Raw genomic sequence first — 18,565 nt, 5'->3', positions numbered from 1 at the left:
TTTGGACAGGCGACAGAGGCGAAGCGTCTCGCGAGCCGCGGCCTGCAAGGCCTCGTGCAGTACGCGAAGTGACAAGCGTGGGGGCCATGTCAGTGTCCTCCCGCCTGGGAATCGGCCACGGCAGAACCCAGGTAGGCCTCCTGCACGCGCGGGTTGGCGCGCACGGCTTCGGGCACGTCAAAGGCCAGCACCTCGCCATAGACCACCACCGCGATCTTGTCGGCCAGCCCAAACACCACGCCCATGTCGTGCTCCACCGTGAGCAGGGTCTTGCCGACCGTGACTTCCTTGATCAGGCTGATGAAGCGGCTGGTTTCGCTGCGGCTCATGCCGGCGGTCGGCTCATCGAGCAGGATGACGTTGGCGCCGCCGGCAATGGTGATGCCGATTTCCAGCGCACGCTGCTCGGCGTAGGTCAGGTTGATGGCCAGCACGTCGCGTTTTTTGTCGAGCTTGATCATCTGCATGAGTTCCTCCGCGCGCTCGTTCGCGTCGTCAAGGTCGGCCAGGAACTTCAGGAAGGTGTATTTGTAGCCCAGGCTCCAGAGCACGCCGCAGCGCAGGTTCTCGAACACGCTGAGCTTGGGGAAGATGTTGGTGATCTGGAAGCTGCGCGACAGGCCGGCCCGGTTGATCTCGAACGGCTTCTTGCCGTCGATGCGCTGGCCGTTGAGAAGAACCTCGCCGCTGGTGGGCGCGAAGCGTCCGCTGATCAGGTTGAACAGCGTGGACTTGCCGGCGCCATTGGGGCCGATGATGCCGACCCGCTCTCCGGCGGTCACTGCAAGATTGACGCCGCGGATGATTTCGGTCTTGCCGAAACTCTTGCGCAAGTCTTTGAGTTCAAGTGCGTAGGTCATATTATTTTCCACCCAGCCAGTGCACCGTACACGGCGGGGCCAGGGTACCGTCTGTACCAATTGGGGCCGCGGAACCGGCTTTGCCGGGCCGCAGGCGCAGCGCCCCCCCGGGGGGCAGCGCAGTACACGTAGTGACAAGCGTGGGGGCTCATAGACTTTCCCTGCGCTTGATTTCTTTTTCAATGTATTCCTGGATCTCGCCCCATTCGTGCAGGAACTGCCGGCGGGTGACCTCGAACAGGCCGAGCCCGGTCAGCATGACCAGTGCCGCACCGAACCAGCTGTTGACGCTCTTCGCGTCCAGCGGCACGCCCAGGAACTGAAGCTGGGACCCCAACGTGGTGTTGAGCTGCAGGTGGTAAACCATTTCGATCATGGCGCCGGCGCCCAGCAGCAGGACCAGCGCGGTGACCGCCAGCGCCAGGTAGCTGACCCACAGCTGCCTGAGCTTGCCATACAGTGCCACGCGCAGGTTCATCATGATCAGGCTGGCAATGCCGCCCGGGGCATACATGACCATGAACACGAAAATCAGGCCCAGATAGAGCAGCCAGGCCTTGGTGAACTCGGACAGCAGCACAAAGGCCAGCACCATCAGGATGGCGCCAATGATGGGCCCGAAAAAGAAGGTGGCGCCGCCCAGGAAGGTGAACAGCAGGTAGGCCCCCGACCGTGCGGCCCCGACCACTTCCGCGGTAACGATCTCAAAATTGAGCGCCGCCAGCCCGCCGGAGATGCCGGCAAAAAAACCGGCAATGATGAAGGCGATGTAGCGGACCTTCTGGGTGTCGTAGCCCACAAACTCCACACGTTCCGGGTTGTCGCGCACGGCATTGAGCATTCGGCCCAGGGGAGTACGCGTGAAGGCGAACATGGCGCCGACGGCGACAAAGGTATAGGCGGCGATCAGGTAATACACCTGGATCTGCGGACCGAAGGTGATGCCCATCCGGGCACTGCCGGTCACCCGGTTGCCTGACACGCCACCTTCCCCGCCAAAAAATTCCGGGATCATCAGCGACAGCGCAAAGACAAGTTCACCCAGCCCCAGCGTGATCATGGCAAAGGTCGTGCCGGACTTGCGGGTGGTGACATAACCGAACAGCACCGCAAACCCCACGCCGGCCAGTCCGCCCACCATGGGTACCAGCGACACCGGCAGCGGCAAGGAGCCGTTGCCGACGCTGTTGAGTGCGTGAATGGCCAGAAACGAGCCCAGGCCGGTGTACACCGCATGGCCGAAACTCAGCATGCCGCCCTGCCCCAGCAGCATGTTGTAGGACAGGCAGGCGATGATGGCAATGCCCATCTGGGACAGCACGGTCATGGCCAGCCCGCTGCCAAACATCAGCGGCGCGACGGCGAGAACCAGGGCAAACAGCCCCCAGGTGAGCCAGCGCCCGATGTTGAGTGGCGCAAATTGGTAATGGTTTTTCATGAATCAGCCCTCCCGCTTGCCCAGCAGGCCGCGGGGCCTGAAGATCAGGATGAGCACCAGGAACAGGTAGGGAAGGATGGGCGCCACCTGCGACAGCGTGAGCTTGATGTAGGAGTTGTCGGCCACGCCCGCACTGAGCGGCAAGCCGATCTGTTGCGCCAGGGTCGCCAGCGAATAGTCGAAAGCCACGGCGAAGGTCTGGATGACGCCGATCAGCAAGGACGCCACGAACGCCCCCGACAGGGAGCCCATGCCGCCAACCACCACCACCACGAAGATGACGGAGCCCACAGTGGCGGCCATGGCCGGTTCCGTGAGAAAGGTGCTGCCGCCGATCACGCCCGCCAGCCCCGCCAGGGCGGAGCCCGCACCGAACACCATCATGAACACGCGGGGAACGTTGTGGCCCAGGGACTCCACCGCTTCCGGATGTGTCAGCGCGGCCTGGATCACCATGCCAATGCGCGTGCGGGTCAGCAGCAGCCAGACGGAAGCCAGCATCACCAGCGCGACCAGCATCATGAAACCCCGGGTGGCGGGAAACGGCGAGCAGACAATCCGCACGGCGGCATCGGCAGCGCTGCAAAGCTCCGCGGGCGCGGTACCCCAGATCAGGCTCAGGCCCTTGACGGAATCGTTGATCAGGGTGAAGACAGGACCTTGAAGTGCTGCGGGCGGATGGAACTCGACGGCAATGCGGCCCCAGATCAACTGCACCAGTTCGACAATCACGTAAGACAGCCCGAAGGTGATCAGCAATTCGGGGACATGCCCGAATTTGTGCACCTTGCGCAAAAACTGGCGCTCAAACAATGCGCCCAGGGCGCCAACCACCAGCGGGGCGGCGACCAGCGCGGGCCAGAAGCCGACGAACTGGGCCACGGTGTAGCCCACATACGCGCCCAGCATGTAAAAACTGGCGTGCGCAAAATTCAGGACGCCCATCATGCTGAAAATCAGCGTGAGCCCGGAACTGAGCATGAACAGCAAAAGCCCGTAGCTCAGCCCGTTCAGCATCGAGATGATGAAAAACTCCATTCCTGCTGACCTTCCTCAACGGTAAAAATAAAAGAGCCCGATACGGCAGACCCGCTCGGGCTCTGTTTCAAGCGCTTTTGATTACGGGCGCTTCATCTGGCAGCTGGTCGGCGTGCTCGAGACATAGTTGGGATACTCTTTCAGGACCGCCAGCGTCATGCCGGTTTTCTCGGGGCTGTAGGGGTACTTTGCATCGGCCTTTTGCCAGACCGACATGTACAGCGGTTGCTGCAGCTGGTGGTCGGTCTTGCGCATTTCGACTTCACCGTTGAAGCTCTTGACCTTCAGGCCCTCCATCGCGGCGGCTACTTTCACCGGGTCGGTGGATTTGGCCTTGGCCATGGCAGCACCCAGCATCTCGAAGATGCGGATGGTCGAGCCGGTGTAGAAGTCGTCGTTGTACTTGGCATTGAACTCCTTCATCCACTTTTCCATTTGCCCACCCATGTTGTAGTGGTTGTAGGCGATCTGGTAGACGCGGCCGGCACCATTGGTGCCCAGCGCGGTCGGGGTACCCGTCACACCGGCGTAGTAGGTGAAGAACTTGCCGGTGTAGCCGTTTTCATTGGCGGCCTTGATCAGCAGGGAGAGGTCGGAACCCCAGTTGCCGGTGATCACGGTGTCGGCGCCCGAGGCCTTGATCTTGGCGATGTACGGAGCGAAGTCACGTGTCTGCGCCAGCGGATGCAGGTCTTCGCCCACGAACTGGATATCCGGACGCTTGCGCCCCAGGGACTCCTTGGCGAACTTGGCAACCTGGTGGCCGTGCGAGTAGTTCTGGTTCAGCAGGTAGATCTTCTTGATGTCTTTCTGGTCGGCCATGAAGCTGGACATGGCCTCCATCTTCATCGACGTGTCGGCATCGAAGCGGAAGTGCCAGTAACTGCACTTGCTGTTGGTCAGGTCCGGATCCACGGCCGAGTCATTGAGGTAAATCACTTCCTTGCCGGGATTGCGTTCGTTGTGTTTGGTGACAGCATCTGACAGTGCCATGGCGACCGAAGAACCATTGCCCTGAATGATGTAACGCGCGCCCTGGTCGATGGCGGCTTTCAGCGCGTTCAGGCTTTCTGCGGGGCTGAGTTTGTTGTCGATGGGCGTGACTTCGAACTTCACGCCGGCCGGGTTGCCGGCGCCGCTGAATTTTTCGGCAAAAAACTGGTAACCCTTGATCTGGCTGACGCCCACCGGCCCAAGCAGCCCGGTCAGCGGGTCAATCCTGACCATTTTGACGGTTTCGCCCTTTTGGGCGAAGGACACACCGGCAACCATCATCATGGCCGACGCTGCAACAATTTTCATGGTCAATTTCATCAAATGTCTCCTTGTTAACTGATATGGGCAGAGTACAAGTTTTTGTGCGCTGCAGCGTAGGGGATTGCCCGTAAAAACCGGCCTGGCTATCGCGCAGGTGACAAAGCGCCGCGGCAGAAAAATCCGGGCATTCTGCAGCGCGGAATGAACCGCGCAGCCAAAGCCGTTGCCAGCCGCGGCAAGGTGGGTGTCACACGCCCGGCAAGGTGTAATCCTTGAGCTGCTCGCGCAGGCGTGTCTTGAGCATTTTTCCGGTCGCGCCCAGGGGAATCGCATCGACAAACACGACGTCGTCGGGAATCTGCCACTTGGCCGTCTTGCCTTCGTAGAAACCGAGCAATTCCTCGCGGGTGACTTCGGCGCCCGGTTTTTTCACCACGGCAATGATGGGCCGCTCGTCCCACTTGGGATGTTTCACGCCAATGCACGCTGCCATGGCCACGGCGGGATGCGCCACGGCGATGTTTTCGATGTCGATGGAGCTGATCCACTCGCCGCCGGACTTGATCACGTCCTTGCTGCGGTCGGTGATCTGCATGTAGCCATCGGGGTCGATGGTGGCCACGTCGCCGGTCGGAAACCAGCCGTCCACCAGCGGGTTGCCGCCCTCGCCCTTGAAATACGCGGCGACGATCCAGGGACCTTTCACATGCAGGTCCCCGAAGGCCTTGCCGTCCCAGACGATTTCCTTGCCCTCGGGGTCGACAATTTTCATGTCCACGCCGTAGATGGCACGCCCCTGTTTGAGCCGGATCTTCATCTGCTCGTCTTTCGACATGTCCAGGTGCTTGTTCTTCAGCGTACACAGCGTGCCCAGCGGTGACATCTCGGTCATGCCCCAGGCGTGCAGCACCTCGACGCCGTAGTCTTCCTGGAAGGCATGGATCATCGCGGGCGGACAGGCCGAGCCGCCAATGACCGTGCGCTTGAGTGTCGAGAATGTCAGGCCGGCAGGCTTCATGTGGCCCAGCATCATCTGCCAGACGGTGGGTACGCCGGCGGCATAGGACACCTTCTCGGCTTCGATCAGTTCATAAATCGACTTGCCGTCCAGCGCCGGACCGGGAAACACCAGCTTGGCACCGGTCAACGCGGCCGAATACGGGATACCCCAGGCGTTGACGTGGAACATGGGCACCACCGGCAGGATGGAATCGCGTGCGCTCAGGCACATCACGTCGGGCAGCGCCGCGGCGTAGGCATGCAGGATGGTCGAGCGGTGGCTGTACAGCGCCGCTTTCGGGTTGCCCGTGGTGCCGCTGGTGTAACACATGCTCGAGGCCGAGTTTTCGTCAAAACTGGGCCAGCTGTAGTCCGGCGAATGGGGGGCGATCCAGGCCTCGTAGCTGCTCAGGTTGGGAATGCCGCTGTCCATGGGCAGCTTGTCCGCATCACACAGCGCGATGTAGTGCTTGATGGTCGTGCATTTCGCATGGAAAGCCTGAACCAGCGGGAGGAAGGACATGTCAAAACACAGCACCTGGTCTTCGGCGTGATTGGCGATCCAGGCAACCAGGTCGGGATGCAGACGCGGATTCAGCGTGTGCAGCACACGGCCGGAGCCGCTGACGCCGAAATACAGCTCGAGGTGGCGGTAGCCGTTCCAGGCCAGCGTGGCGACCCGGTCGCTGAACTGCAGCTTGAGCGCATCCAGTGCGCCGGCCACCTGGCGGGAGCGGCGCGCCACGTCCCGATAGGTGTAGCGGTGAATGTCGCCTTCGACACGGCGCGAAACAATCTCTGCATCGCCGTGATGGCGCTCCGCAAAATCGATCAGCGATGAAATCAGCAGTGGCTGGTTTTGCATCAAACCCAACATGTTTTGTTTCCTTTCTTGTCCGGTAAAAATTCTGTGCCGTTCGGCAGCCTGGTAAGCGCATGGTAACGCCCGTGATGCGGGTTCCGGACCCGCCACCGACTCAATCAGCGCCTTGGCGACAGCGCAGGGACGGTGTTTTTGTTTTTTCTTGACGTGCATCACGGTCGGCCAGATGCTGAGCCCGCAACGCGAACCGCCATGCCGCACTGTGCGCCGCTGCTTCCGGGCCGGCAAGAGATGTCGCTGCTCCGACAGTTTCTAGGTACAAACCCCATGGCGCTCCCGTGACGCCCGGCCCTGCCCATACCGGCCACGTGGTGCGCCGCGGCTGCGGAGACAATCGCCCCCATGTCACTTGAAGAAGCCGTTTTTCCGCACCACCGCTTTCTGCGCGGCCAGCCGTGGTTTGCCGCCCTGTCCGCCGACACCCAGACCCGCCTGCTGGAGCGCACCCTCACGCTGTCGGGCCGCAAAGGCGAGGTCATGCTGGCGGCGGGGTCGCCGGTCAAGGGCTGGTATGCGGTGCTGTCGGGACTGGTCAAGCTGCAAAGCACCTCCTGCGCCGGTCGGGTCTCGGCTTTTCTCGGGGTACCCGATGGCGAATGGTTTGGCGAGGGCTCGGTCCTGAAAACCGAGCCGCGCCGGTATGACGTGATTGCCCTGCGCGACACCCTGCTGCTATGCCTGCCGCGCGCCCAGTTTGACGAATTGCTGGCCCACAGCCTGCCCTTCAACCACTTTCTGGTTGCGCACCTGAACCGGCGCCTGGGCCAGGCCATGACCCTCATCGAGGCGGAGCGCCTGCGCTCCCCGGAGCAGCGCGTGGCCCTGTACCTGACCCGGGTGTTCTGGCAGGGCCGGCGCCGGCTGGTCCTGTCGCAGGAGGAACTCGGCCATCTGGCCGGGCTGTCGCGGCAGACGGTCAACCGGGCCCTCAAGACGCTGGAACAGGAGGGCCTGGTGTCGCTGGAGTTTGGCCGTGTCGCCATGCTTGAGGAACCGGCCCTGGCTGCGTATGCCGTCCGGCCTGAGGCCTCGGCGTAGGACCTGCTTTAACCCCACCGGCACGGGGCTGCTTGTGCCATAGGACAATGACCGCATGAACTCTGTCATCGGCGAGCCGCTTGCGGCGATCCCAGGCCTGAAATGGGCCAACCGCTTTGCCGGGCTGGGCACGGATTTTTATACTGATCGCCTTCCCAGCCCCCTGCCCGCACCGTATTGGGTCGGCCGCAACCAGGCCCTGGCCCGCGAACTGGGTCTGGACGAGGCCTGGTTTGCATCCCAGGAAGCGCTGGCGCTGTTCACCGGCAACCAGGTGGCCCCGGGTTCGCAGCCGCTGGCCAGCGTCTACAGCGGCCACCAGTTCGGCCAGTGGGCCGGCCAGCTCGGTGACGGCCGGGCCATCCTGCTTGGCGAGATTTCCACCCCCGACGGATCGCAGGAAGTGCAGCTCAAGGGCGCCGGCATGACGCCCTACTCCCGCATGGGTGATGGCCGCGCCGTGCTGCGCAGCTCGATCCGCGAATACCTCTGCTCCGAGGCCATGCATGGCCTGGGCATTCCGACCACGCGCGCCCTGTGTGTCACAGGCTCTGACGCCGGGGTCCGCCGCGAAGAGATCGAAACGGCGGCCGTGGTGACACGCACCTCGCCGAGTTTCATCCGTTTCGGGCACTTCGAGCATTTCAGCTACAGCGACCAACACGAACAGCTCAAGGTGCTGGCCGATTTCGTGATCGACCATTTTTACCCCGCCTGCCGCGAGAGCCCCCAGCCTTATGCCGCCCTGCTGCAGGCCGTCAGCGAACGCACGGCCCACCTGATGGCGGCGTGGCAGTCCACCGGTTTTTGCCACGGCGTGATGAACACCGACAACATGAGCATCCTGGGCCTGACCATCGATTACGGCCCTTTCCAGTTTCTCGATGCGTTTGACCCCGGCCACGTCTGCAACCACTCGGACACGCAGGGCCGCTACGCCTACAACAAGCAGCCCAACATTGCCTACTGGAACCTGTTTTGCCTGGGGCAGGCCCTGCTGCCGTTGATCGAGGCGCAGGACCAGGCGCTGGCCGCGCTGGAGTCCTACAAAACCGTTTTTCCCGAGGCGCTGGAAGCGCGCATGCGTGCCAAGCTCGGCCTGCCGGATGCTCGCCCGCAAGACAAGGCCCTGATCGAAACCACCTTCAAGCTGCTGGCCGCAGACAAGGTGGACTACACCATGTTCTGGCGCCGCCTGTGCCATTTCGGCACGCCGCCGGGGCGTGAAAAGGTGCGCGACCTGTTTCTGGACCGGGCCGCCTTTGATGCCTGGGCGCTACAGTATTCAGAGCGCCTGGCGCACGCCGATATTGGGCTACAGGCCGATTTGATGCTTAAAAACAATCCGAAGTACGTGTTACGCAACCATCTGGGCGAACAGGCGATCCAGGCCGCGAAACTAAAAGATTTTTCCGGGGTCAACACCTTGCTGACCCTGCTGCAGGCCCCATTTGAAGAACATCCGGGCCACGACAGCCATGCCGGTTTTCCGCCCGACTGGGCGGCCTCCATCGAAATCAGCTGCAGTTCGTAAGCAGGATTAAAGATCGTCTCGAAAGGTAGAACCATGCCCCCCAAAATCCAGAAAACCGATGCCGAGTGGAAAGCCCTGCTCGCCGACAAAGGGGCCGAACCCGGCGCCTTCCAGGTGACGCGCCAGGCGGCCACCGAACGCGCCTTCACTGGCAAGTACGACAAGACCTTTGCGCCGGGCACTTACCGCTGCATCTGCTGCGATGCTGAGCTGTTCGACGCCTCGTCCAAGTTTGACGCGGGCTGCGGCTGGCCCAGCTTTTCGCAGGAAGTAAAAGAAGGCGCGATCGAAGAACATGTGGACCGCGCCTACGGCATGACACGCACCGAAACCGTCTGCGCCCACTGCGGCGCCCACCTGGGCCATGTGTTCCCGGATGGGCCGACCCCCACCGGCTTGCGCTACTGCATGAATTCCGCCTCGCTGGACTTCAAAAAGGAGTGAGGCCCCCACGCTCGTCACTTCGTGTACTGCGCTGCCCCCCCGAGGGGGCGCATTTTTCCTTGGGGCGGCCCTGCGGAAAAACAGCCCCCACGGTCGCGCACTGCGTGTCGCTTCCTGCCCCCCGAGGGGGCCGCTGCGCCTGCGGCCCGGCAAAGCCAGATCCGCGGCCCCTGCTTGCAGGTCGGGCACCCTAAAGTCAAGCCAACTCCTTTTGTTCCCTCTTGCTCCGCGATAATCTGCCCATGAAAATTCTGTTCGATTTCCTGCCCATTGTTCTTTTCTTCGGCATGTTCAAGTACGCCGAGGCCAACACCGCCTGGTCTGCCCAGACGGCGACCGACTGGCTTGGCTTCATGGTCTCGGGTGGCGTGGTGGGCACCGCCGAGGCGCCGGTGTTGCTGGCGACGGTGGTGGTGATTCTGGCCACCATGGCGCAGATCCTCTGGCTGGTGGCGCGCGGCCGCAAGATAGACACCATGCTGTGGGTCAGCCTGGGGCTGGTGACCATGCTGGGCGGTGCCACGATTTATTTCCACAGCGAAAGCTTCATCAAGTGGAAACCCACCGTGCTCTACTGGGTCATGGGCGGCGCGCTGTTGGTCGGGCAGCTGGTGTTCGGTAAAAACGGCATTCAGTCGCTGATGGGCGCGCAGATGACCCTGCCTGACGCCATCTGGCGCAAGGTCAATTACAGCTGGATAGCGTTTTTCGCGGTGATGGGGGTGCTCAACCTGTGGGTGGCGTTCAACTTCCCCACAGCCACCTGGGTCAACTTCAAGCTGTTCGGCGGCATGGGCCTGATGCTGGTTTTTGTGCTGGCGCAGGCTGTCTTCCTGAACAAACACGTCAAGACCGAACCATGATGCCATCTACCCCATCTACCCCATCTACCCCATCTACCCCATCTACCCCCACCACCGCCCTGCCCGTCCACACGGTCCGGCTCGAGGAACAACTGCGCGATCGCCTGAGCCCGAGCCTGCTGGAAGTGATCGACGAAAGCGCGGCGCATGCCGGCCATGCGGGGGCCAATGCCCAGGGCTTCGGCAGCCACTTTCGCGTGCGGATTGCGAGCCCGGCGTTTGCCGGGAAAAGCCGCGTGGCCTGCCACCGGCTTGTGTATGATGCACTGCAAAATTTCATAGACCAGGGCCTGCATGCATTGGCCATTGAAATCATTAAAACCCCCTGATTTGTGCACCCGGAAACGGGGCCCCCACTCACCCCTCCAAAGAGTCCCCAAGGAAACCATGAAAAAACATCTTTTACTGGCAAGCGCGCTGACCGGCCTGATGGCCGTGGGCGCATCGGGTGCATTTGCCCAGAACATTGCCATCGTCAACGGCAAGGCCGTGCCCAAGGCCCGCGTTGACGCGCTGGCGCAGCAACTGGCGCGCTCCGGCCGTCCGGTCACGCCCGAAATGCAGGGCCAGATCAAGGAAGAAGTCATCGCCCGGGAAGTGTTCATGCAGGAAGCCGAGAAACTCGGCCTGTCGGCCAGCGACGACTTCAAGACGCAGATGGAACTGGCCCGCCAGGCCATCCTGATCCGCGAGCTGTTTGCCGATTTCCAGAAGAAAAACCCGGTGACCGATGCCGACCTCAAGGGCGAGTACGACAAGTTTGTCGCAGCCAACGGCGGCAAGGAGTACAAGGCGCGCCACATCCTGGTGGAAAAGGAAGACGAAGCCAAAGCCATCATCGCGAGCCTGAAGAAAGGCGGCAAGTTTGAAGACATCGCCAAGAAGTCCTCCAAAGACGCCGGCTCCGGCGCCAACGGGGGCGACCTGGACTGGGCCAACCCGAGCAGCTACGTGCCGGAGTTCGCCGAAGCCATGACCAAGATGAACAAGGGCCAGCTGACGGACGTGCCGGTGAAAACCCAGTTCGGTTACCACGTCATCCGCGTGGATGACATCCGCACCGCCCAGCTGCCGCCGTTTGAGGAACTCAAGCCGCAGATCGCCCAGCAGATGCAGCAGCAAAAACTCGCAGCCTTCCAGCAAGGCCTGCGCGAAAAGGCCAAGGTCGAGTGATCACCGGGGCCGGCTGAAGCGTCAGCCACCCCTGCAAGAAAAAAAGCGGCTCTCGAGCCGCTTTTTTTTACGTCTGCCCCGAGGCTCAGACCACGGGCGGGTCGGTTTCCCTTGCGGCATGCCGCGGCCCGGCGAGCGCTGTCATGAACGCCTCGATCGCGCTGGAGGCCGTGGCGGCGTCGGCCATGAGCAGGCCAGGGTCGGCCTTGCCGCCCGGCAAGGCGGCCGGCAGCCCGGCCTTGTCGATCAGCGCGCTCGAGGCGCCCAGCACCAGCAGGGTTTTGCCGTGGCGGTACTGGTCCTTGATGAACTCCATGGTGTGCCCGTCCCTTGCCAGCGCCACCACGGCCTGCTCGCCGTCGGGCAGCACGAGGGCGTCAAACAGGAAACCGGGTTCATTTTCCAGCGAGGCGTCCGCCTCCAGGGTATCGCCTTCCAGCGTGGCGACCGGTCCAATGCGCGGTGCCACCAGGCGCGGCACGGCGCCCTGCGCAAACAGCGCGGCCTGCACCTGCGCGATCGAGTCGCCGGCCACACCGGACGCCACCAGAATGGCCACCTTGCGGCCCTGGATGGAGCCGTCACCGGGCCTGGCCAGCAGCGACAGCGTCGGTGACACCGTCACCTCGGGCTTGGCCGGCTTCGCCAGTGACCGTGGCAGTGCTGCGGGCAAAACGTCCATGCCCAGGCCATCGGCCACCTTGCGGGCCAGCGCCTCCGAGGCATTGCGCAGCGAGCCCACCATGCGTTCGCGGATCGCGGGCACGGTGACCTTGCTCAGCTCGAAGCGGAAGGCGGCCGCGATGTGCGCCTGCTCGACCGGTGTCTGGCTTTCATAAAACAGCGTGGCCTGGGTGTAGTGGTCAGCAAACTTCTCGGGCTTGCCGCGAACCTTGGCCTGCTCCTCTTTGGCCTGCAGTCGCTCGGCCACCGTCACAAAGCCTTGAGCCGCGCCGGCCTGGAAGGGGCAACCCCCGGCCAGCGAGTTGGGCTCGTACGCTACCCGGCCACGGTGGATGGCCTGGCGGTGCATGCCATCGCGCTGATTGTTGTGCACCTGGGCAATCGGTGCGTTGATCGGGATTTCATGGAAGTTTGGCCCGCCCAGCCGCGTGATCTGCGTGTCCACGTAGGAATGGATGCGCCCGGCCAGCAGGGGATCGTTGGAAAAATCGATGCCCGGCACCACATGCGCGGTGCAGAAAGCGACCTGCTCGGTTTCCGCGAAAAAATTGTCGGGGTTGCGATTCAGCACCATGCGGCCCACTTTCTGCACCGGCACCAGTTCTTCCGGAATGAGCTTGGTGGCATCGAGGATGTCGAAGCTGAATTCCTCCGCCTGCGCTTCGGAGAAGATCTGCACGCCCAGTTCCCATTCGGGATAGGCACCCGACTCGACGCGCTCCCACAGGTCGCGACGGTGAAAGTCCGGGTCGGCGCCGGAGATCTTCACCGCCTCGTCCCACACGAGGGAGTGCGTGCCGTATTTCGGCTCCCAGTGGAACTTGACGAACACCGACTCGCCCGCCTCGTTGACAAAGCGGTAGCTGTGCACCCCGAAGCCCTGCATGGTGGCGTAACTGCGTGGAATGGCGCGGTCGGACATCACCCACATCAGCATGTGGGTGGACTCGGGCATCAGCGAGACGAAGTCCCAGAAGGTGTCATGCGCACTGGCGGCCTGCGGCATCTGGTGGTGCGGCTCGGGTTTGACGGCGTGCACCAGGTCGGGGAACTTCATCGCGTCCTGGATGAAAAACACCGGCATGTTGTTGCCGACCAGATCCCAGTTGCCTTCGTCGGTGTAGAACTTGACGGCAAAACCGCGCACGTCGCGCGCCGTGTCCTTGGAGCCGCGTTCGCCGGCCACGGTCGAAAAGCGCACGAACACCGGTGTGATCTTGCCGGCTTCCTTGAAAGGCGCCGCCTTGGTGAAACGCGTCAGCGGTTCATAGGCTTCGAAAAAACCGTGCGCTGCCGAACCGCGCGCATGCACGATGCGCTCGGGAATACGCTCATGGTCGAAGTGGGTGAGTTTTTCCCGCAGTACAAAATCTTCCAGCAGGGCCGGGCCGCGCAAGCCGAACTTGAGGGAGTTCTGGTTGTCGGCGATGGCCACCCCCTGGTTGGTGGTGAGGACGCGGCCGGCGGAATCGACGCGCACGCGGTCCAGCGGCTCGATGGTGGCGTTGAGGCCTTCCGGAGCGACGCTGCCGGTTTTTTCGGAACCATTGTCCTCGGTCAGGGTGCTGCCACCGGGCAGCCTCGATGCGGGCTCCACCGTGGCCCCGCGCTGGGGGGCGATGGCGTTGGCAAAGCCATGCTCGGCAGCTTTGGTCGGGTTGTGCGGCATGGCCGCCACCAGGGCCTCCACCTGGGCCATTTTTTCGGCGGGCAGGTCGGCACCGGTGTCGGACGGCAGGTGCGCGGGGCCACTGTCGGTGTTGCGTGCGGCGGCTTGGGCGCCCGGTTTGCGTATGTCGGCCGGCGGGTTGGTTTTGGGCATGGTTTTGAGGAAGTTGGTAGAGGCAAAATCGCCACTGATCACCGTAGGATTGCGCCCCCTTGCGCTGTGTAGGACAAGGTCCTGAGCGCAGGACGGAAAACCGGAGGGCGAGCTCACCGGGAAACCAGGCGACCCGCGGGGCTTCCCGGTTGACGAAGGCCGCGGCCGTCACGTCAAATGGGTGGCATACCCACCAACCAGGATCTGCCATGGAAACTCACACTGTTCATGCCGCGCTGCTGCGCGGCGTCCTCGGCGTCCTGTCGCTGCTGGCGCTGTGCAGCACCGCGGCCTTCGCCCAAAGCGGCAAGACGGAAGTGCTCTGGCTCGGCCAGGCCGCCACGCGCATCACCACGCCCACGGGCAAGGTCATCATGATCGACCCCTGGCTGACCTCCAATCCCAAGACACCGGCGAATTTCAGGGCGCTGGAAGCGCTGGGCAAGGTCGACCTGATCCTGGTCACCCATGCCCACTTCGACCACTTTGCCGATGCGCCGGCGCTGGCCAAAATGCACAAGGTGCCTATGTACGGCCCGGCCGGCATGAACCAGACGGTGTCCGCGCTGGGCATCCTGCCGGCCGAACTGGCACCGCGCTTCGGCAAGGGCGGCACCATCATGCCCTTTGGCCCGAACGGCGTGAAAATCACGGCGGTGCGCGCCGAACACTCGTCGGAACTTGCCTGGAAAAACCCGACGACCAACAAGGACGAGGTCCATGTCGGCGGCGAGCCGGTGGGCTTCATCCTCGAGATGGAAAACGGCTTCAGGATCTGGCACATGGGTGATACCGGCGTGTTCGGCGACATGCGGCTGATCGGCGACATGTACCGGCCTGATGTGGTGATGATTCCCATCGGCGGCCACTTCGTCATGAACCCGGTGGACGCCGCGATGGCGGTGCGCGACATGATCCGCCCCAAGTTCGCCATTCCCATCCACTACGGCACCACGCCGGTACTGCGCGGCACGCCGGCGGAGTTCAATGCAGCACTGGGTTCCGCGCCCGGCACGCCGCGCATGCTGTCGCTGGAGCCTGGGCAGAAGTTCGACTTCTGATACAGGCCCCGCCGCCCCTCCGGAGGCCGTGCCTGCCGCGACTGACGCGCGCGCATCCGGTAGCCGACGTCCTGCTTGACCTTGGTCAAACGCAGACTGGGTTTTCCGGCTTGCCGTCGGGCGACCCAACGGGACCTGTGCTAGATTGATTTGATATGGCAGCGCTGACCGGAACCATCACGGTACGCGCCCCGACTTGTCTGTCCAGCAACATGGCGCCAGGAGATGTGTATGTGGTCAGTACCTGTGTTTTCGGGCATTTTCCGTCTCATCACGCGACCGCCTGGATTCGCGCGGTGCAAGGCGCGGGCCGCCCGTGCGCTTGCTGCCGCGGCCCTGTGGGGCTGCGCCATGTCATCGGCGGCAGCCGCCCCGGTGCTGGTGCTGGAAGTGCGCGATGCCATCGGACCTGCCAGCGCCGACTACCTGATTCGTGGCATCGCGAAAGCAAAAGATGCGGGTGCGCCCCTGGTGGTGATCCGGCTGGACACGCCGGGTGGGCTGGACACTTCCATGCGGCAGATCATCCAGGCCATTCTTGCATCGCCTGTACCGGTCGCGGTGTATGTCAGTCCCGAGGGAGCACGCGCCGCCAGTGCCGGCACCTACATCCTGTACGCCGCCCATATCGCTGCGATGGCGCCGGCCACCACACTGGGCGCAGCCACGCCGGTGGCCATCGGCATGCCGGGCATGGAACGCAAGCCACCTGCGGACCGCAGGAGCGACAGCCCGGACAAGGGTGGGGGCGAAACGGCGAAGGACGAAAAAAAAGCCGGCACGCCGCCTATGGACATGGCCGACGCCATGACCGCCAAGCAGGTTCACGATGCATCGGCCTTTATCCGCGGGCTGGCCCAGCAGCGCGGGCGCAATGCCGAGTGGGCCGAGCGTGCGGTGCGCGAGGCGGTCAGCCTGACGGCCACCGAGGCGCTGCGGGAGAAGGTGATTGACGTGGTTGCCCGGGATGTGCCTGACCTGCTGGCACAGGTCGACGGCCGCACGGTCCGCGTGCCAGCGGGCGATGTCAAGCTCGCCACCCGGGGCCTGGGCCAGGAGACCGTGTTGCCCGACTGGCGGCAGCGGCTGCTGTCGGTGATTGCCAATCCGAGCTTTGCGCTGATCCTGATGATGATAGGCATCTACGGCTTGATGTTCGAGTTCTCGTCGCCGGGTTTTGGCGTGGCCGGGGTGACCGGCGCCATCTGCCTGTTGCTGGCGCTGTTTGCGCTGCAGATGCTGCCGGTCAACTACGCCGGGCTGGCGCTGATTCTGCTGGGCATGGCACTGTTTGCCGCGGAACTCCTGACGCCGGCCTTTGGCGTGCTTGGCGTGGGCGGCGCTGTCGCGTTCATCGCCGGCGGCCTGTTGCTGTTCGACCGCGACGTTCCGGGCCTGGGCCTGCCGCTGCCACTGATCTTCGGGCTGACCGCCAGCTCTGCCGCGTTGGTGTTGCTGGGCGGCGGCATGGCCCTGCGCGCGCGACGCCGCCCGGTGGTCAGCGGGCAGGAGGAGATGGTGGGCGCGACTGCGCGGGTGCTGGCCGTCGGAGAAGACGGCGCCTGGGCACAGGTCCATGGCGAACGCTGGAAGGTGCAAGGCCCCCAAGCCTTGCTGCCGGGGCAACGGGTCCGCGTGGTGGCGGTAAATGGCCTGACGCTGGAAGTGCGATCCGACGATCTGGAAGAAATGTAACCCTGAAAGGAGCTTCATCATGTTTTTGGACTTCAACCTGGGACTCGGCAGTGTGCTGTTGCCGCTGCTGCTGGTTCTTGCCTTCAGCTCGTTTCGCGTTCTGCGCGAATACCAGCGTGGCGTGGTTTTCCAGCTGGGCCGCTTCTGGCGCGTCAAGGGGCCGGGGCTGGTGATCGTGATCCCGGGCATCCAGCAGATGGTGCGCGTTGACCTGCGGGTGGTGACCATGGACGTGCCGCCGCAAGACGTGATCTCGCGCGACAACGTCTCGGTCAAGGTCAATGCCGTGGTTTTTTTTCGCGTGGTCGATCCACAAAAGGCCATTATCCAGGTGGAAGACTACCTGATGGCCACCAGCCAGCTGGCGCAGACGACGTTGCGCGTGGTGCTGGGCAAACATGAACTCGACGAAATGCTGGCCGAACGGGAACGGCTGAACCTGGATGTGCAGCAGATCCTGGACGCGCAGACCGACGCCTGGGGCATCAAGGTCACCAATGTGGAAATCAAACACATCGACCTGAACGAATCCATGGTGCGCGCCATCGCGCGCCAGGCTGAAGCGGAACGCGAACGCCGCGCCAAGGTCATCCACGCCGAGGGGGAAAAGCAGGCCGCGGTGGCCCTGCTGGAGGCCGCGCAGATGCTGGCGCAGCAGCCCGAAGCGATGCAGCTGCGTTACCTGCAGACCATGACGCAGGTGGCCGGCGACCGCGCGTCCACCATTGTTTTTCCGCTGCCGATGGATTTGCTGGCACGGGTACTCGACAAGGGAAAACCCGGGGCTGGGGCCTCTTAATCCCCCGGTGCTGGCGCCGGCGCCTCCCAGGTGAAGCTGCCGCGGTAGGCATGCCAGCTCGCATGCCCCAGCCAGGGGCCGACCACCAGCAGGCCCAGCGCCCAGGGCAGCAGCATCGCGCCGAGGACCAGCAGCACGATCAGTGCCCCCCAGACCAGCATGGGGCCGGTGCGCCCCGCCACCACCTGGATGCTGGCAATGCCGGCGGTGATGGCATCGGTGTCCCGGTCCAGGATCATCGGGATGGACACCACGCAGGTGGAAAACACCAGGCTGGCGAAAACGCCGCCCACCACGGTGTACACCGCGATGAATTGCCAGTTCTGGGGGTTGAAAACCGCCTTCAGCACGCCGGCCGTGCTCGGCATGCCGGTGTTGAAGAACACGGCAAAAACGACCAGCGAGGCCCGTCCCCACAGCAGCTCCAGCAGCATCACCACCAGCACCAGCATGCCCATGCTGCCCAGATGTTTATCCCAGCAGGTCAGCGAGGCGCCCAGGCTCTGCGGCAGCCCCTGCTCGCGCCGCCGGCTGGACTCGTACAGCCCCATGGCCAGGAAGGGGCCGACCAGAAAGCAGCCCGACACAAAGGACATGGTGTACTGCGGCAGGTTGCGGAACACCGCGCCCAGCACCACGGCCATGAGCCAGAAACACAGGCCGTAGAACAGGGCAATGCCGCGCGCCGCCATCAGGTCATGCCAGCCGGCGCGCAGCCAGCGCACGGGGTCGCCCAGGCGCAACGGCTGCAACACGCGAACCTGCGGCGCTGGCGGCGTGGCAGGGGCTTCGGTGGAGGACTCGGGGGGATGGGCAGAGGCGTTCATGAGGCATTGAACCGCGCGCAACGCCCCGGCGCATCAGGACCAACCCGGGGCGAGCCTCGGATGGCCTGCTATTTGCTATCTTTTAAATAGCTGTCAGCGCATAGCCATCAAGGGCTTGAGGCCTATTTCATCCATTTCCTGGCGTCGTGC

Annotated in this window: 16 protein-coding genes; 9 read left to right on the top strand and 7 right to left on the bottom strand. The window is 63.5% G+C overall.

Going from position 1 to position 18,565, the window contains the following annotated elements; translation table 11 throughout:
• Positions 1-89: 89 nt before the first annotated feature.
• From PSV40_RS02595 to PSV40_RS02575, 5 genes are all read right to left on the bottom strand, one after another.
• Positions 90-860 (bottom strand): ABC transporter ATP-binding protein, encoded by a 771-nt coding sequence (locus PSV40_RS02595; protein ID WP_300533780.1) that lies wholly within the window; start codon positions 858-860, stop codon positions 90-92.
• A gap of 148 nt (positions 861-1,008) precedes the next feature.
• Complete coding sequence (locus tag PSV40_RS02590; RefSeq protein WP_300533777.1) at positions 1,009-2,298, bottom strand: branched-chain amino acid ABC transporter permease; 1,290 nt, start codon at positions 2,296-2,298, stop codon at positions 1,009-1,011.
• Between the two features lie 3 nt (positions 2,299-2,301).
• Positions 2,302-3,336 (bottom strand): branched-chain amino acid ABC transporter permease, encoded by a 1,035-nt coding sequence (locus PSV40_RS02585; RefSeq protein WP_300533774.1) that lies wholly within the window; start codon positions 3,334-3,336, stop codon positions 2,302-2,304.
• A gap of 81 nt (positions 3,337-3,417) precedes the next feature.
• Complete coding sequence (locus tag PSV40_RS02580; RefSeq protein WP_300533771.1) at positions 3,418-4,650, bottom strand: branched-chain amino acid ABC transporter substrate-binding protein; 1,233 nt, start codon at positions 4,648-4,650, stop codon at positions 3,418-3,420.
• Between the two features lie 190 nt (positions 4,651-4,840).
• The gene (locus PSV40_RS02575) at positions 4,841-6,469 is read right to left on the bottom strand and encodes a 3-(methylthio)propionyl-CoA ligase (protein WP_300533768.1); all 1,629 of its coding nucleotides are present in this window, start codon (positions 6,467-6,469) and stop codon (positions 4,841-4,843) included.
• A gap of 348 nt (positions 6,470-6,817) precedes the next feature.
• Here PSV40_RS02575 and PSV40_RS02570 point away from each other — a divergent pair, with 348 nt between their 5' ends.
• From PSV40_RS02570 to PSV40_RS02545, 6 genes are all read left to right on the top strand, one after another.
• Positions 6,818-7,513, top strand: a complete 696-nt coding sequence (locus PSV40_RS02570; protein WP_300533765.1) for a Crp/Fnr family transcriptional regulator — start codon at positions 6,818-6,820, stop codon at positions 7,511-7,513.
• A gap of 55 nt (positions 7,514-7,568) precedes the next feature.
• Complete coding sequence (locus PSV40_RS02565; protein WP_300533763.1) at positions 7,569-9,047, top strand: protein adenylyltransferase SelO; 1,479 nt, start codon at positions 7,569-7,571, stop codon at positions 9,045-9,047.
• A 33-nt stretch (positions 9,048-9,080) separates the two neighbouring features.
• Positions 9,081-9,491, top strand: a complete 411-nt coding sequence (gene msrB, locus PSV40_RS02560) for a peptide-methionine (R)-S-oxide reductase MsrB (RefSeq protein WP_300533760.1) — start codon at positions 9,081-9,083, stop codon at positions 9,489-9,491.
• Positions 9,492-9,733: 242 nt separating this feature from the next.
• Entirely contained in the window at positions 9,734-10,354 is a 621-nt protein-coding gene (locus tag PSV40_RS02555) for a septation protein A (protein WP_300533758.1), read from the top strand.
• Complete coding sequence (locus PSV40_RS02550; RefSeq protein ID WP_300533797.1) at positions 10,354-10,683, top strand: BolA family protein; 330 nt, start codon at positions 10,354-10,356, stop codon at positions 10,681-10,683. Before PSV40_RS02555 ends, PSV40_RS02550 begins: the two co-directional genes overlap by 1 nt.
• A 58-nt stretch (positions 10,684-10,741) precedes the next feature.
• Positions 10,742-11,527 carry a peptidylprolyl isomerase gene (locus PSV40_RS02545; RefSeq protein ID WP_300533755.1) on the top strand — a complete coding sequence of 262 codons (786 nt, stop codon included), beginning with the start codon at positions 10,742-10,744 and terminating at the stop codon, positions 11,525-11,527.
• Positions 11,528-11,612: 85 nt separating this feature from the next.
• Here PSV40_RS02545 and PSV40_RS02540 read toward each other — a convergent pair whose 3' ends face one another.
• Entirely contained in the window at positions 11,613-14,033 is a 2,421-nt protein-coding gene (locus PSV40_RS02540) for a catalase (protein WP_300533753.1), read from the bottom strand.
• 209 nt (positions 14,034-14,242) lie between these two features.
• Between PSV40_RS02540 and PSV40_RS02535 the strand changes: the two genes are divergently transcribed.
• The 3 genes from PSV40_RS02535 (at position 14,243) to PSV40_RS02525 (ending at position 17,588) form a co-directional block, all read left to right on the top strand.
• Positions 14,243-15,094 (top strand): metal-dependent hydrolase, encoded by an 852-nt coding sequence (locus PSV40_RS02535; protein ID WP_300533750.1) that lies wholly within the window; start codon positions 14,243-14,245, stop codon positions 15,092-15,094.
• 231 nt (positions 15,095-15,325) lie between these two features.
• Positions 15,326-16,789, top strand: coding sequence for a nodulation protein NfeD (locus tag PSV40_RS02530; RefSeq protein WP_300533749.1), 1,464 nt, complete (start codon positions 15,326-15,328; stop codon positions 16,787-16,789).
• 19 nt (positions 16,790-16,808) lie between these two features.
• Complete coding sequence (locus PSV40_RS02525) at positions 16,809-17,588, top strand: slipin family protein (protein WP_300533746.1); 780 nt, start codon at positions 16,809-16,811, stop codon at positions 17,586-17,588.
• Here the strand turns inward: PSV40_RS02525 and PSV40_RS02520 are convergent.
• On the bottom strand, positions 17,585-18,415 hold the full coding sequence (locus tag PSV40_RS02520) for a DUF2189 domain-containing protein (RefSeq protein ID WP_300533743.1): 831 nt from the start codon (positions 18,413-18,415) through the stop codon (positions 17,585-17,587). The genes PSV40_RS02525 and PSV40_RS02520 overlap by 4 nt on opposite strands.
• Between the last annotated feature and the right edge of the window lie 150 nt (positions 18,416-18,565).

Source organism: Polaromonas sp. (genome assembly GCF_029945925.1).
Taxonomy (GTDB): domain Bacteria; phylum Pseudomonadota; class Gammaproteobacteria; order Burkholderiales; family Burkholderiaceae_C; genus Polaromonas.
Note: the sequence above shows the minus strand (reverse complement) of the source record. Positions and strands in the feature narration are given on the sequence as shown.

Excerpts from the sequence above, each read along its gene's own strand:
- PSV40_RS02595 (WP_300533780.1), bottom strand. The coding sequence starts at position 860 with ATGACCTACGCACTTGAACTCAAAGACTTGCGCAAGAGTTTCGGCAAG.
- PSV40_RS02590 (WP_300533777.1), bottom strand. The coding sequence starts at position 2,298 with ATGAAAAACCATTACCAATTTGCGCCACTCAACATCGGGCGCTGGCTC.
- PSV40_RS02585 (WP_300533774.1), bottom strand. The coding sequence starts at position 3,336 with ATGGAGTTTTTCATCATCTCGATGCTGAACGGGCTGAGCTACGGGCTT.
- PSV40_RS02580 (WP_300533771.1), bottom strand. The coding sequence starts at position 4,650 with ATGAAATTGACCATGAAAATTGTTGCAGCGTCGGCCATGATGATGGTT.
- PSV40_RS02575 (WP_300533768.1), bottom strand. The coding sequence starts at position 6,469 with ATGTTGGGTTTGATGCAAAACCAGCCACTGCTGATTTCATCGCTGATC.
- PSV40_RS02570 (WP_300533765.1), top strand. The coding sequence starts at position 6,818 with ATGTCACTTGAAGAAGCCGTTTTTCCGCACCACCGCTTTCTGCGCGGC.
- PSV40_RS02565 (WP_300533763.1), top strand. The coding sequence starts at position 7,569 with ATGAACTCTGTCATCGGCGAGCCGCTTGCGGCGATCCCAGGCCTGAAA.
- msrB (WP_300533760.1), top strand. The coding sequence starts at position 9,081 with ATGCCCCCCAAAATCCAGAAAACCGATGCCGAGTGGAAAGCCCTGCTC.
- PSV40_RS02555 (WP_300533758.1), top strand. The coding sequence starts at position 9,734 with ATGAAAATTCTGTTCGATTTCCTGCCCATTGTTCTTTTCTTCGGCATG.
- PSV40_RS02550 (WP_300533797.1), top strand. The coding sequence starts at position 10,354 with ATGCCATCTACCCCATCTACCCCATCTACCCCATCTACCCCATCTACC.
- PSV40_RS02545 (WP_300533755.1), top strand. The coding sequence starts at position 10,742 with ATGAAAAAACATCTTTTACTGGCAAGCGCGCTGACCGGCCTGATGGCC.
- PSV40_RS02540 (WP_300533753.1), bottom strand. The coding sequence starts at position 14,033 with ATGCCCAAAACCAACCCGCCGGCCGACATACGCAAACCGGGCGCCCAA.
- PSV40_RS02535 (WP_300533750.1), top strand. The coding sequence starts at position 14,243 with ATGGAAACTCACACTGTTCATGCCGCGCTGCTGCGCGGCGTCCTCGGC.
- PSV40_RS02530 (WP_300533749.1), top strand. The coding sequence starts at position 15,326 with ATGTGGTCAGTACCTGTGTTTTCGGGCATTTTCCGTCTCATCACGCGA.
- PSV40_RS02525 (WP_300533746.1), top strand. The coding sequence starts at position 16,809 with ATGTTTTTGGACTTCAACCTGGGACTCGGCAGTGTGCTGTTGCCGCTG.
- PSV40_RS02520 (WP_300533743.1), bottom strand. The coding sequence starts at position 18,415 with ATGAACGCCTCTGCCCATCCCCCCGAGTCCTCCACCGAAGCCCCTGCC.